Annotated in this window: 12 protein-coding genes; 8 read left to right on the top strand and 4 right to left on the bottom strand. The window is 48.9% G+C overall.

From position 1 onward, the window contains the following. Positions 1 to 4: 4 nt before the first annotated feature. On the bottom strand, positions 5 to 2,470 hold the full coding sequence (locus tag J2X05_RS00955; protein ID WP_310067499.1) for a penicillin-binding protein 1A: 2,466 nt from the start codon (positions 2,468 to 2,470) through the stop codon (positions 5 to 7). A 103-nt stretch (positions 2,471 to 2,573) separates the two neighbouring features. Here J2X05_RS00955 and J2X05_RS00950 point away from each other — a divergent pair, with 103 nt between their 5' ends. From J2X05_RS00950 to J2X05_RS00915, 8 genes are all read left to right on the top strand, one after another. Beyond that, entirely contained in the window at positions 2,574 to 3,641 is a 1,068-nt protein-coding gene (locus J2X05_RS00950; RefSeq protein ID WP_310067496.1) for a pilus assembly protein PilM, read from the top strand. Beyond that, positions 3,641 to 4,228, top strand: a complete 588-nt coding sequence (locus J2X05_RS00945; protein WP_310067495.1) for a PilN domain-containing protein — start codon at positions 3,641 to 3,643, stop codon at positions 4,226 to 4,228. Before J2X05_RS00950 ends, J2X05_RS00945 begins: the two co-directional genes overlap by 1 nt. Continuing rightward, entirely contained in the window at positions 4,229 to 4,846 is a 618-nt protein-coding gene (locus J2X05_RS00940) for a type IV pilus inner membrane component PilO (RefSeq protein WP_310067493.1), read from the top strand. Continuing rightward, a complete protein-coding gene (locus J2X05_RS00935) occupies positions 4,843 to 5,367 on the top strand; it encodes a pilus assembly protein PilP (protein WP_310067491.1) in 525 nt (174 codons plus the stop codon). The genes J2X05_RS00940 and J2X05_RS00935 overlap by 4 nt, the downstream gene beginning before the upstream one ends. A 36-nt stretch (positions 5,368 to 5,403) precedes the next feature. Beyond that, positions 5,404 to 7,545: a type IV pilus secretin PilQ gene (locus tag J2X05_RS00930; RefSeq protein ID WP_310067487.1), complete on the top strand. Its 2,142-nt coding sequence runs from the start codon at positions 5,404 to 5,406 to the stop codon at positions 7,543 to 7,545. Beyond that, entirely contained in the window at positions 7,545 to 8,060 is a 516-nt protein-coding gene (gene aroK / locus J2X05_RS00925) for a shikimate kinase AroK (RefSeq protein WP_310067485.1), read from the top strand. Before J2X05_RS00930 ends, aroK begins: the two co-directional genes overlap by 1 nt. A 114-nt stretch (positions 8,061 to 8,174) precedes the next feature. Further along, entirely contained in the window at positions 8,175 to 9,257 is a 1,083-nt protein-coding gene (aroB, locus tag J2X05_RS00920; RefSeq protein ID WP_310067481.1) for a 3-dehydroquinate synthase, read from the top strand. 27 nt (positions 9,258 to 9,284) lie between these two features. Further along, the gene (locus J2X05_RS00915; protein ID WP_310067477.1) at positions 9,285 to 11,030 is read left to right on the top strand and encodes an AAA family ATPase; all 1,746 of its coding nucleotides are present in this window, start codon (positions 9,285 to 9,287) and stop codon (positions 11,028 to 11,030) included. A 75-nt stretch (positions 11,031 to 11,105) separates the two neighbouring features. Here J2X05_RS00915 and gcvH read toward each other — a convergent pair whose 3' ends face one another. From gcvH to J2X05_RS00900, 3 genes are all read right to left on the bottom strand, one after another. Continuing rightward, positions 11,106 to 11,498 carry a glycine cleavage system protein GcvH gene (gene gcvH, locus J2X05_RS00910; protein WP_310067475.1) on the bottom strand — a complete coding sequence of 131 codons (393 nt, stop codon included), beginning with the start codon at positions 11,496 to 11,498 and terminating at the stop codon, positions 11,106 to 11,108. A 54-nt stretch (positions 11,499 to 11,552) separates the two neighbouring features. Beyond that, complete coding sequence (gene gcvT, locus J2X05_RS00905) at positions 11,553 to 12,641, bottom strand: glycine cleavage system aminomethyltransferase GcvT (protein WP_310067472.1); 1,089 nt, start codon at positions 12,639 to 12,641, stop codon at positions 11,553 to 11,555. Between the two features lie 114 nt (positions 12,642 to 12,755). Beyond that, positions 12,756 to 13,322 (bottom strand): YbhB/YbcL family Raf kinase inhibitor-like protein, encoded by a 567-nt coding sequence (locus tag J2X05_RS00900; RefSeq protein ID WP_310067471.1) that lies wholly within the window; start codon positions 13,320 to 13,322, stop codon positions 12,756 to 12,758. Between the last annotated feature and the right edge of the window lie 20 nt (positions 13,323 to 13,342).

Raw genomic sequence — 13,342 nt, 5'->3', positions numbered from 1 at the left:
CTGATTAGAAAAGCTCTTCGGGTAAGGTTGCCTGCTCAGTAGTCTCGGTACCTGCGGCTGATGTACGCCCGGTATCTTCCCCTAAGAACACCTCAAAAATCGCATCGGGATCGCCCGGCATAGCGGGTTTACCGGTATCCGGGTTGATCCGCACAGTCACTATCCCTTCCGGTTGGCGCGGCAATTGGTCGGGCACACCTTCCAGAGCGGTGCGCATAAAATCGATCCAGATAGGCAGTGCCGCCGAGCTGCCAAACTCTTTGCGTCCCAAAAGGGTATTGGCATCAAACCCGACCCAGACGCTGGTGGTGATATTGGGGTTATAGCCAGAGAACCAACTGTCGCGTGGCCCATTGGTAGTACCGGTTTTGCCGGCGATATCATTGCGCCCGAGTTGTTTGGCGAGGCGGCCAGTACCCTTATCCACTACATCGCGCAGCATCGAGTCGATCAGGTAGGCAACGCGTGCATCAATAATACGCGGTGCCCGCAAATTGCTATCAAGGCTGGGTGTTGCCGGTATCAAGCTGCCATCATCGGCATAGCTGAGTTGGTTGATCTCGCACTCTTTACATACGCGCTTCGGGCGCGCCTCGTAAACTACTTTGCCTTTATCATCCTCAATTCGTGTCACCAAATACGGGTCAACTTTAAAACCGCCATTAGCAAAGGTCGCGTAGACGGTCGCCATCTGCATGGGGGTAAGTGCATGGGTACCCAGCGCCAGAGTCAGGTCGCGGGGGAATTCTTTGGGGTTAAAACCAAAGCGCGCGAGGCTGTCGAGAGCGGTCTGCATGCCGATACTGCGTAGCAAGCGAATCGATACCAAATTCCGTGAGCGGTAGAGCGCTTGGCGCATGCGCATAGGGCCAACAAACTTGCCGTCATCATTTTCCGGGCGCCAAGCGATGCCGGTGCTGGTGTTTTCAATCACTATAGGTGCGTCGTTAATAATCGACGCCGGGGTAAACCCATTTTCCAGTGCCGCGGTATAAATCAACGGCTTAAAACTGGAACCGGGTTGGCGCGCACCCTGGATCGCACGGTTGTAATGGCTTTGGTTGAAGTCGAGGCCGCCAACCAGCGAGCGAATCGCACCATCCATAGGGTCGAGGGATACCAATGCCGCCTGAATTGCGGGTACCTGGCTAAAGCGCCATTGGTCGTCGTTATCTTTGGTGATGCGCACAACATCGCCCGGTTTAAGGAATTCGGTCACTGCTTTGTAGGCGGCGCCGCGGCTATCTTCAGTGAAGTAAGGGCGCACATTCGATAGCCCCTGCTCCCAGCCCAAATCAACGTAATCACCATTGCTCATCAGCACGCGCAGCGATTTTTCCTGTACATCCACCACTGCTGCTGGCTCCTGCCCGCCCAGGGTGGGAATACTTTGGAGCTGGTCTTGCCAGTCAATCAGGTCGGCATCTAACGAAGGTTTGAGGCGTAGCTCCGGGCCGCGATAGCCGTGGCGCAGGTCATATCCCAACAAACCCTTGAGTACCGCAGCTTGTGCGGTGGCTTGCATAGCGCTATCGACACTGGTGTAAACCTTATAGCCCTCGGTATAGGCCTTTTCACCAAAGCGATCCAGTACTTCCTGACGTGCCATTTCCGAAATATAAGGAGCTTGTACATCTAGTGTGGTGCCATGGTAGCTGGCGGTATTAGGTTCGTTGATCGCCGCCTCGTAAGTAGCTCGATCTATGTGCTTCAGCTCATACATACGCCCGATAATCCAGTCGCGCCGAATCATCGCACGCTTGAGGTTGGCGAGCGGGTTGTACGCCGACGGCGCTTTTAATACCCCTACGATCATGGCGTATTGGGCGACACTGAGTTGGTGGATATCCTTGCCGTAATAGATCTGTGCAGCCGCCTGCAGGCCATAGGCACGGTTCCCAAAGAACATTTTATTGTTGAACAATTCAAGGATTTCTTCCTTGGTAAATTTCCGTTCAATTTCAAGGGATAAGAGGATTTCGTTAAACTTGCGTGAGAAGATTTGTTTGCGAGTGAGAAAGAAATCACGCGCCAACTGTTGAGTAATAGTACTTCCTCCCGATTGAATGGCGCCGGACTTCAGAATTTGTGATGCGGCGCGCAACATGCCTTTTAGAGAAACTCCATGATGCTCAAAGAACTCTGCATCTTCGGCGGAGAGGAGTGCTTTTATATACAGGGGTGGTATCTGATTGTAGGTCAGGGGAGTGCGACGCTGTTCGCCAAATTCACCTATCAGCTTGCCGTCGCTTGAATAAACCCGTAAAGGGGTCTGTAATTTAACCTCCCTCAATGAATCAACTGATGGCAATTTAGGGCTCAAATAGAGATAGAGTCCGGCGAATGTCACCAAGGTAACGCCGAAACCGGCCAGTAACAGCCAGAAAATAATGCCGAAGAAGGATTTTTTACTGAACATTTTTTCTATGTGAATTAATGAGTTAGCGCGGTCGCCGCAGGTGGCGGGCATTATACGGGCTTTTTGCCTGTTTACATATTCATCGGTTTGTTGCAGGCTTAAGTTAAAGTGCTATAACATAAACAACGTCTAAGTTACGGATATAGATAGAAAAATGGGCATTTTAAGTTTCCTCGATAAGAAGGCTAAGCCGGTGGTCGGGTTGGACATTAGTTCCACCTCGGTCAAATTGCTTGAACTTAGTCGCAGTGGCGATCGCTACCGCGTTGAGTCCTATACCGTAAAAGCGCTACCGCCCAATGCGGTGGTAGAGAAGAACATTGCTGACCCCGCCGCAGTGGCGGAGATTGTCAGATCCATGGTCAAACAATCCAAAACCAAGCTCAAGCATGCGGCTGTCGCTGTTGCTGGCTCGGCGGTGATCACCAAAATGATCGATATGCCGATGGATTTGAACGACGACGCCATGGAAAGCCAGATCGCGGCAGAAGCCGATCAATACATCCCCTTCCCGTTGGAGGAAGTTGCACTCGATTTTGAAGTGCAGGGCATATCCCCTCGCAATCCCGATCAGGTAGAGGTGCTATTGGCTGCGTGTCGCCGTGAAAACGTGGAGGTTCGCCAACAAGTTCTTGCGGACTCTGATTTGATTGCAGAAAAAGTGGATATTGAAGCCTACTGTATGGAGCGCGCCTTTGAGTTGATCGCCGAGCAATTGGAGGATCAGGAAGGTCAGGTTGTCGCGATCATCGATATCGGTGCCACTATGACCACATTGAGCGTGCTGGTGGATGGTAAAACAGTCTATACCCGCGAGCAGTTATTTGGCGGTCGCCAGTTGACTGAAGAAATCCAGCGTCGTTACGGCTTATCGCGTGAAGAGGCCGGACTGGCCAAGAAACAAGGTGGATTACCCGACGACTACGAAATGGAAGTTCTTACCCCCTTTAAAGATGCGGTGGTACAGCAGGTTACCCGCTCATTGCAATTCTTCTTCTCCGCAAGTCAGTACAACGACGTGGATTACATCATTCTTGCGGGAGGCGTTGCATCGTTAGAGGGTTTGGTTGGGTTGATCGAAGAAAAATTAGGCACGCAAACCGTGGTAGCCAATCCTTTTGCGCGCATGTCAGTTTCATCCAGAGTAAACGCTGTTTCGCTTGCGAACGACGCTCCTGCATTGATGATTGTTACCGGTTTGGCAATGAGGAGTTTTGACTAATGGCCAAGATTAACTTATTGCCTTGGCGCGAAGCCTATCGGCAAGAGAAAAAGCGTGAATTTCTGGGGATTGTTGGTGGCATTGGTTTGGCCGCAGCATTTTGTGCTTATCTTTGGGTGTCGAGCGTGCAATCAGCGATTGAGAACCAGAATGCCCGCAATCAAATGCTTAATCAGGAAATTGCCAAGCTTGATGCGCAAGTAAAAGAAATCAGCGAGATTAAAAAGGTGCGCGACGATTTACTGGCGCGCATCAAAGTGATTACTGATCTTGAAGGTACTCGTCCAGTCATAGTCCGCTACTTTGATGAGCTGGCCAGATCTATTCCTGATGGTGTTTGGATCAGTTCAGCGGAACGCAAGGGTAATGTGGTAACCATTGAAGGTGTGGCTGAATCATACAATCGCATAGCAAGCTTCTTGCGCAACCTTGAGGCTTCCGATTGGTATGCATCGCATAATTTGATTTCTGTAGATGCTGCTCCTGAAGAGGGCGAGGATGCGAGTAAATTCAAAATGACTGTTGAAACCTCTGCGCCAGTTGATCCTGCAGCTGATCCTGCAAAAACCGCTGGGGGGGTAAAGTAAATGTCATTTCAAGATACCCTCGACCAGCTTAAAGAGTTTGATGTAAATAACATCGATTTTGAAAAAATAGGTGTCTGGCCATGGCCAGCTAAAGTATTTGTTTGTTTGCTACTGATTGCGGTGGTTTTTGCGGGAACTTACTACCTGAAAATCAGCGATTTAAATTTAGAGCTTGAGTCTGTTGCTGCGCAAGAGCAGACATTAAGAGGGACTTTTGAGAAACGAAGTTTCGAAGCTGCGAATCTGGATGCTTACAAAGCGCAGATGGAAGAGATGAAGGTCACTTTTGATTCTTTGTTGTCGCGCTTGCCAGCAAAAACAGAAGTTCCGGGATTGCTAGAAGATATTGGTACGCGTGGTAGTGAAAGTGGCTTGACCAACATTAATATCAATTTTCAGCCTGATGTGGTTGCAGAGTATTACATTGAGGTTCCAATCAACATATCTGCCGATGGTGGATATCACGATATGGGCGGCTTTGTCAGCGGGGTTGCTGGTATGCCGCGCATCGTAACCTTACATGATTTTTCGATTACTGCATCTAAAGAAAATAAAACGTTGAGCATGAAAATTTTAGCGAAAACCTATCGCTATAAATCTCAGGAGGCCGCGAAATGAAACGGTCACTGTTAATAACACAATTTGTTTGCGTGCTGGCATTGGCAGGTTGTGGTCAATCCTCTCAGCAGGACTTGATTGATTTTATGGAAGAAACAAAGCGCAGACCCAAAGGACAAATTGAACCTTTACCTACGTTTAGTCCTTATCAACCATTTACTTACAGCGCTATGACTTTGCGTAGCCCTTTTGAAAAGCCTATTCCCATAGATGAATCGGCTGCTAAAGGTGGTCGTGCAGTTGCACCGGACTTAACAAGAGAAAAAGAGTTTCTCGAAGGTTTTAATATTACTTCGCTCAAAATGGTTGGCACTATCAGCAAAGGTGGCCAGTTGTGGGCGCTTATTGATGATGGTGCAAATAGTGTGGTGCCAGCAACTGTTGGAAATTACTTGGGGATGAACCACGGCAAAATAATATCCACCAGCTCAACGCAAATTGAAGTGATGGAAATTGTGGGTGATGGTTCCAATGGTTGGGTTGAACGTCCCAGAATTATTAAATTAGAAGAGAAGGAATAAGCGGACATGTGTGCTCTATTCACTCCGGGGTTGAATATGCGTAAATTTGTTGTGGCATTTATTTGTTTGTTGGTGTCGCCGTTAACACTGGCAAGCACTCTGAATGAAATTAATTTTTTCCAGCTGCCTGGGGAGCGTTTTGAGGTGCGTATGTCGTTCGATACGCCACCACCGCAACCTAAAGGTTATACCATCGAAAAGCCGGCTCGTATCGTGCTCGACTTTCCTGAAGTGGTGAGCGGGCTGAAAGAGCGCCGCTTTCCTTTGGCTGTCGATAATGGCCAAAGTGCGATGGTGCTGACGAGTGAAGGCCGTACCCGACTGATATTAAATCTCAATGATTTGGCTTCCTACACAACGCGCACTGATGGTAATAGTTTTATCGTCGAGGTTGGTGCAGCAAAAGGCTCTGATACTGGGCAGGCAAGTCGTCCTGCTGTCGAAGTTGCTACCAAATCTACTTTTAAAGAAAACGATACTTTAGGTAATCAAACCAAGATTACCAATATCGATTTTCGTCGAGGCACTGCGGGTGAGGGCCGTGTCATTGTTACCCTGTCCAATCCCAAAATTAGTGCCGATATGGTAGGCACTGGTGCAGGAGTAAAGTTATCGTTCAAGGATGCGTGGCTACCTCCAGAGCTGCGTCGTCGTTTGGATGTAGTTGACTTTGCTACTCCTGTATCTCTGGTTAGTGCTACGCAAGAAGGTGAGACCTCTGTGCTTAATGTCAGTGCAGGTGGCGATTTTGACTATCTTGCCTATCAAACAGACAATGAATATGTATTGAGCATCAAACCGCTGACAGAGCAGGAAAAGCAGGAGAAGAAAAAAGATTTTGAATATACCGGTGAAAAATTATCGCTGGATTTCCAGGACATTGAAGTTCGTGCTGTGTTACAGATTATTGCTGATTTTACCGAATTGAACTTGGTAGCTAGCGATACTGTGCAAGGGCGTATTACTTTGCGCTTGCAGAATGTTCCATGGGATCAAGCTTTAGAAATGGTGCTCAAAAATAAAGGTTTGGATAAACGTCAAGTAGGTAATGTGTTGATGGTTGCACCAGCAGCAGAAATTGCTGAGCGTGAGCGTCAGGAAATTACCACCAAGAAACAACTTGAAGAGTTGGCTCCATTGCGGACTGAATATATCCGTGTACGTTACGCCAATGCTAAAGAAATGTTTGAGCTGTTTAGTGATGGCGGTGGCAGTGGCGGTGGCGGTGGTCAAGGCGGCAATCGTGCAACTGGCAGTGTTTTGTCTGAACGTGGCCAAGGTGTAGTAGATGAGCGTACTAATTCAATTATTATCACTGATACAGCGGAACGTATTGAGGCATTTAAGCGTTTAGTTGATCAAATAGATATCCCTATTCGTCAAGTGATGATTGAGGCGAGAATTGTAATTGCTAACACCGACTTTGAACGGGAGCTGGGTATTCGTTGGGGGGGGGTTGGTTATAATGCAAATAGAAATCGTGTAATCGATTTTGCGGGTTCCCAAGAAGGATTGGATGATGAAGACGGTACTCATCCATCGCGCTGGTTTAATCCAGGACCTGATGATGACGATAATACTTTGAATCTTACAGAGAATAACGTGGTTGATTTGGCTGTGAATGACCCTTATGCAAGCGCTGCGATCGGCATTCTTACTGATAGTACCTATCTGGATTTGGAGCTAAGCGCATTGGAAAACTCTGGTTATGCCGAGATTGTCTCTCAGCCCAAAGTCATCACTAGTGATAAACAATTGGCCATTATTAAGTCAGGTAAAGAAATCGGGTTTTTGGAAACCGCGCCTAGTGGTGGTACCACGACTGGTTTCCGTGAGGCGGTGTTAAAGCTAGAGGTAACCCCGCAAATTACACCGGATAATCGGATTATTATGGACTTGAATGTGTGGAAAGATTCAGTTGCTTCCATTGAGGTATCTGGTCGTCCAACACTGGACATCACTCGCTTACAGACCAAGGTTCTGGTAAATAATGGTCAGACGGTAGTTTTGGGTGGAGTCTTTTCATTAGAGGGAACCAAGGGGGAGAATAAGGTCCCTGTATTGGGTGACATCCCCTATCTTGGTCGTTTATTCAAGAAAACTGTGGATAATCAGTTCAAAACCGAGTTGTTGATTTTTGTTACTCCCAAGTTGATGTCGGATACTCTTGCAAACTAATGCGTAAACCCAATGTCTTTCTGGTCGGCCCCATGGGGGCCGGCAAATCTACCATAGGCCGTTTATTGGCTGCAGAATTAAACCTGAGTTTTCGAGATAGTGACCGTGTTATAGAAGAGCGAACGGGGGCTGATATTCCCTGGATCTTTGATATGGAAGGTGAAGAGGGCTTTCGTGAGCGCGAAACAGCGGTGTTATTGGAATTGGCCAATGAGCGTGATGCTGTTATTGCGACCGGCGGTGGAATAGTTTTGCGTGCGCAAAACCGTGAAATGATGAAATCATCGGGGTTTGTTTGTTATCTCACGGCTTCTATCGACCAACTGGTTGAGCGCACCGCGCGCGATAAAAAGCGCCCTTTGTTACAAGTTGAAAATCCGCGCCAGAAAATCATTGATTTACTCGCCTTGCGCGATCCGCTGTATCAAGATGCGGCGGATTTCGTTGTGAATACTGATCGCCGCTCTCCGAAGGCAGTTGCACAGGAAATCGCATCGCTTGTGCAGGACGCCTGATCCGTTCAAGTTCTTTGTTTGTCTGCTTTTCCCTGCATTTTCCATCCCTGATATCAGCTGCACTTTGTGATAAAGTGCGGCTGATTTTCTATATCCCAGTTAAAGGCTCTTTTTATGCAGGTTTTAACCGTTAATCTGGATGACCGCAGCTATCCAATTTATATCGGCGAGCAATTGTTGTCGCAGCCCGGCTTGATTCGCCAACATATTCGCGGACGTCAGGTTTGTGTGGTAACCAATGAAACTGTAGCGCCGCTGTATCTTGATCAACTGTGCGCTGCGCTCGATGGTTATCAAGTTGATAGTGTGACCTTGCCAGATGGTGAAAGCCACAAAACTCTGGATGTGTGGGCCAGTATTTTTGATAAGTTGCTCAGTGCGCGCCATAACCGTACTACGACGTTGATTGCACTCGGTGGCGGGGTGGTTGGTGATATGACTGGCTTTGCTGCGGCGTGTTACCAGCGCGGTGTTGATTTTATCCAGATTCCAACAACATTATTGTCGATGGTTGATTCATCTGTTGGTGGTAAAACCGGCGTAAATCATCCGCTCGGTAAAAATATGATTGGTGCTTTCTATCAGCCACTCTGTGTACTTGCTGACACCTCATTATTAACGACGTTGCCTGCGCGTGAATTATCCGCAGGCATTGCAGAAATAGTTAAATACGGCTTGATTTCTGACTACGAATTTTTCGTCTGGCTGGAAAATAATATGGATCAGCTGCTCGCGGGTGATATGGCAGCGCTTGGATATGCGGTAAAACGCTCCTGCGAAAATAAAGCCGATGTGGTCGCACAAGATGAGCGTGAAGGCGGCTTGCGGGCGATTTTAAATTTGGGCCACACCTTTGGTCATGCAATTGAAACTGCGCAGGGTTATGGCAACTGGCTACACGGTGAAGCTGTTGCAGCAGGCATGGTAATGGCTGCGGATTTGTCCTGGCGTCGCGGCGCCATTAGTTCAGAAGAGTTGGCGCGGGTTATTCAGTTATTGCAGCGAGCACATTTACCGGTAAAAGCACCAGCTGATATGACTCCTGAACAATTTATGGAATTAATGGGGGTCGATAAAAAGGTATTGGATGGGCGTTTACGTTTGGTGTTGCTGGAGTCTATGGGTAAAGCAATTGTTACCAGTGATATCGATCCCGGAATGCTGCAAGATACTTTTGAAGCGTGCAAAGCGAATTAACGAAACAGATTACAAGAGACAGACATCATGACGAGAGAGTCACCGCTGCGTGCCCAGCCGGACAGTCGCCTACTCGATCACGGCGATTCACAACAGGGTTATTTGTTTGATGAGCCGGATGATGAACATCCTGAGGATCAGCTCCTGGCAGATTATCGGCAGCGCTATGGTTTGTCAGAAGATCCTTTCGCCCATGATTATTCATTCCCCTTGTTTACCGGCGCGGGTCGTCGTCAGTTGCTCGACCAGTTATTACACCTCTGCCAATTCAGTAATAGTGTGCTCGCTGTTTTGGGTGAGCATGGCCTGGGCAAAACCCGCATTGCCCACGCGTTTATGGATTCGCTTTCAGACCAGGATCAAATTTGTTTTTTGAGCTTGCGCTCTGGTCAGAGTCTCGAACAAATTTTGTTGTCGATCATTCAATCCTTTGGTATTGAGACCAGTGACGTCCCTTCAACTGAAAGTCTGTTGGCGACTCTCGAAGCATTTATTGCCGAAGAAGCTGTTTCAGATGATGATGGTTTGGCAGTTGTAGTTTTGGACAATGCCCAATTGTTGGATGACCAGTCCATCTCGGTATTGACCTCGTTACTCAGTAATTTTCCGCAACAAAATCGTTTGCATCTTGCGCTGTTTGGCGAGCCACAATTAATGCATCGCCTGGAGCGTTTGAGTCCGGAAAATTTATTAATCAATGATTTCCATCTACAACCATTTGGTTTGTTGGAGACAGTTGATTATTTAAATTTCCGCATGGAGATGGCTGATTATCTTGGTCCTGAGATCTTTACCGAGCCGATGGTCGAGCCTTGGTGGCGGCAGACCCATGGGCAGCTAAGTGTATTGCATGAGTTGGCGCAGGAGCGCTTGCTCGAGTCAGTAACGCCTCCGTCTCCATCCAGCAAACGCCCTTTGCCGGTAGTACATATCATTGCAATATCCATGTTGATTGCGGTGGTAGGTGTAGCATTTCTGTATATGGGCGATGACAAAACACAGGCACCCACGAATTCATCTCTAGCCAATTCAACCGCGCTTCCCACAGCAGCACCTCAGCCAGAAACTACCCAGCCAGCATCTGTGGCGTCAGCGGGTGTGGATAATAAAAATGCGGAGTTAAGCTCTACAGATACTCCTGTGCAGCCATTGTTACAGACCTTGCCGCAACCCCTGCAGCCCAATCAACAAGTGCAGCCGATAACAGAACCCTTACAAACTGTGGAATCAGCTGCATCGACGAGTGTGATTAGTGAAGACATGCCAAAAGAGGAAGTTGTTCCTTTGGCTCAATTGCCCACTTCGCAGCCTAAGCCAACACAAGCATTGCCTGAACCTATGCCGATTGCGCAAGCGAAACCCGTAGAGGTCGCGCCTCAACCAGCGGCGCCGCCAGAAGTGAAAGTTATTAAACCCGAACCGGACATCGTTAAGCCCACCGTAAAATCAGTATCCACTGCGGCGATTGGTGCGGGTGCGCAAGAGCGCAATATTCTTTCTTGGAGGCCCAGTGAGTACACGATCCAATTATTGGGCGTCAGCAGTGAAAAAGCGGCGCGAGATTTTGTTGCCGCCCAAGCGAATAAAAAAGATCTTTTGGTGTTCAAGAGCAAGCGTCAAGGCAAGGATTGGTTTGTGGTGATTACTGGCCGTTACATCAGTTCTGCTCAGGCGCGCCAAGCAATTGCCAGATTGCCCGATGTCCAGCGTGATGCAGGCCCTTGGCCTCGCGATGTAAAAACAATCCAAAATGAAATTAAATCGGCGCTGTAATGCGAGGAAAAAAATTAGGCAATAAAAAACGCGGCAAATGCCGCGTTTTTTTGATGGAGAGTGAAAAATAAAAAATTATTCATCGCTTTCCAACAGTTCACGATATTCACTTGCATCGAGTGCTTCATCAAGTTCAGCCAAATCATCAGGCTTAACGCGGAAGAACCAGCCATCATCGTATGGTGAGCTGTTAACGGTTTCTGGGGCATCTTGCAGTGCTTCGTTAACGGCAACGACTTCACCTGATACCAGCGAGTAAATATCGGAAGCTGCTTTAACGGACTCCACTACGCCTGCTTCTTCGCCCAGTGCTATGCGGGTGCCGACTTCCGGGGTTTCTACATACACCACATCACCCAATGCATCTTGTGCATGGTCGGTAATGCCGATGGTGACTGTGCCATCTTCTTCAACTCGCGCCCACTCGTGGCTGCTCAAATATTTCAGTTCTTTGCGAATATCACTCATGATCTTGTTCCTGTGGTAGTTCCGATAAGAATTTTTAAACGATCAACGTTATGGTCAGATAAGGGCTTTTCCATTGCGTACAAAATTGGGTGCGACTACCTCGACGGTGACTAGCTTGCCGCGCATCTCGACCTGACAGTGGGCGCCTATGCTGCGGGGCACCCGCGCTAAAGCAATAGAATAGCCCAAGCTGGGCGAAAATGTCCCGCTGGTGATTACGCCTTTTTCATCGCTACCTGCTACTGTGACGATCTGTTCAGCGCGCAACACACCGCGTTCGCGCAGTACCAATCCCACCAGCTTTTGGGTTGATCCAGCTGCCTTTTGTGCTTCCAATACCGCGCGGCCGATAAAGTCGCGTGAGTCTGGTTGCCATGCAATAGTCCAGCCCATATTGGCGGCGAGTGGCGATACGGATTCATCCATCTCATGGCCGTAAAGATTCATACCTGCTTCGAGTCGCAAGGTATCCCGTGCGCCCAAACCGCAGGGTGCGACACCTGCATCGGCCAAAGCCTTCCAGAAGCTTGCTGCTGCTTCGTTTGGTAGCATGATTTCCAGACCGTCTTCGCCGGTATAACCTGTGCGGCCAATAAACCAATCGCCCGCAGGCAGGCCTTGGAATACTTGCAGGCTAGCGATTATCGCCGCCTGTTCAGCGCTTAGCAGCGATGAGGCGATGCGAATTGCATCTGGCCCTTGCACCGCGATCATCGCCAACTCTGGGCGCTCGGTTATAGCGACAGAGAACGTCTTTGCAACTTGATTCATCCAGGCGAGGTCTTTCTCGCGGGTGCTGCAGTTAACGACAACGCGGTACCAATCGCCGAGGTTATAGACGATCAAATCATCGATCACGCCACCATCATGGTTGAGCATGCCGCTATAGAGTGCTTTGCCGAATAGCGAATCCAGCTTGGCAACGTCGTTAGCAAGCAGATATTGCAGATAGGCTTTGGCATCGCCGCCCGTCACATCCACCACAGTCATATGGGAGACATCAAACATCCCCGCCGATTGACGCACCTTATGGTGCTCCTCGATTTGCGAGCCGTAATGAAGTGGCATATCCCAGCCGCCAAAGTCCACGAGTTTGCCGCCCATGGCTTGATGGGTGGCATAGAGAGCGGTTTTGTTGCCCATTGGAATACCTGCGCAGAAGGGTGGGTTGGAAAAAGGGCGCCATTCTAGGCGGGCGGGCGGATGCTGTCCAACGAATCGGCGCGGGCGATAACAATGCCGACGCCGATAGCGTGTTTAGCGCCCGTAGTAAGCGGTAAAGCTGGCTTGGCTGATACGATTGGCGTTGATCATGTAGCCGATTAGCGCGGCGGTAGCATCAGCGGGGACTTCTATCTTTTCGGTTTTGAGTGCGTGCAGGGTAAAAATGTAGCGATGCGGTTTATCGCCCACTGGCGGGCAGGCGCCACCAAAACCGGGTGCACCAAAATCCGTGCGACCCTGCAGGCTGCCCGCAGGGAGTTTTTTGCCATCCGCCGTACCAACACCTGCTGCTAATTTCGTGGTGGTAGCGGGTAGGTTATAAACTACCCAGTGCCACCAGCCAGAGCCAGTAGGTGCATCCGGATCGTAAACCGTGAGTGCAAAACTCTTGGTGCCTTCGGGTGCATTAGCCCATATCAATTCCGGTGAAATATTGTTGCCGGTGCAGCCAAAACCATTGAATACCTGATCGGCTCCGAGGGTGGACTCTGGTTTGATCGTCGGGCTGGATAAGGTGAAATCGGCCGCTGCAACCAGGCTATTTAAAGCCAACGCACCGAATAATCCCAATGCGATTTTTACATTGCGTTTTTTCAACATGGTTTACTCCTTTTGTTTGT

It is taken from the genome of Cellvibrio fibrivorans, from assembly GCF_031457055.1.
GTDB classification, from domain to species: Bacteria; Pseudomonadota; Gammaproteobacteria; order Pseudomonadales; family Cellvibrionaceae; genus Cellvibrio; species Cellvibrio fibrivorans.
Note: the sequence above shows the minus strand (reverse complement) of the source record. Positions and strands in the feature narration are given on the sequence as shown.

Coding starts and splice junctions, on each gene's coding strand:
- J2X05_RS00955 (WP_310067499.1), bottom strand. CDS start 2,470: ATGCCCGCCACCTGCGGCGACCGCGCTAACTCATTAATTCACATAGAA.
- J2X05_RS00950 (WP_310067496.1), top strand. CDS start 2,574: ATGGGCATTTTAAGTTTCCTCGATAAGAAGGCTAAGCCGGTGGTCGGG.
- J2X05_RS00945 (WP_310067495.1), top strand. CDS start 3,641: ATGGCCAAGATTAACTTATTGCCTTGGCGCGAAGCCTATCGGCAAGAG.
- J2X05_RS00940 (WP_310067493.1), top strand. CDS start 4,229: ATGTCATTTCAAGATACCCTCGACCAGCTTAAAGAGTTTGATGTAAAT.
- J2X05_RS00935 (WP_310067491.1), top strand. CDS start 4,843: ATGAAACGGTCACTGTTAATAACACAATTTGTTTGCGTGCTGGCATTG.
- J2X05_RS00930 (WP_310067487.1), top strand. CDS start 5,404: ATGCGTAAATTTGTTGTGGCATTTATTTGTTTGTTGGTGTCGCCGTTA.
- aroK (WP_310067485.1), top strand. CDS start 7,545: ATGCGTAAACCCAATGTCTTTCTGGTCGGCCCCATGGGGGCCGGCAAA.
- aroB (WP_310067481.1), top strand. CDS start 8,175: ATGCAGGTTTTAACCGTTAATCTGGATGACCGCAGCTATCCAATTTAT.
- J2X05_RS00915 (WP_310067477.1), top strand. CDS start 9,285: ATGACGAGAGAGTCACCGCTGCGTGCCCAGCCGGACAGTCGCCTACTC.
- gcvH (WP_310067475.1), bottom strand. CDS start 11,498: ATGAGTGATATTCGCAAAGAACTGAAATATTTGAGCAGCCACGAGTGG.
- gcvT (WP_310067472.1), bottom strand. CDS start 12,641: ATGGGCAACAAAACCGCTCTCTATGCCACCCATCAAGCCATGGGCGGC.
- J2X05_RS00900 (WP_310067471.1), bottom strand. CDS start 13,322: ATGTTGAAAAAACGCAATGTAAAAATCGCATTGGGATTATTCGGTGCG.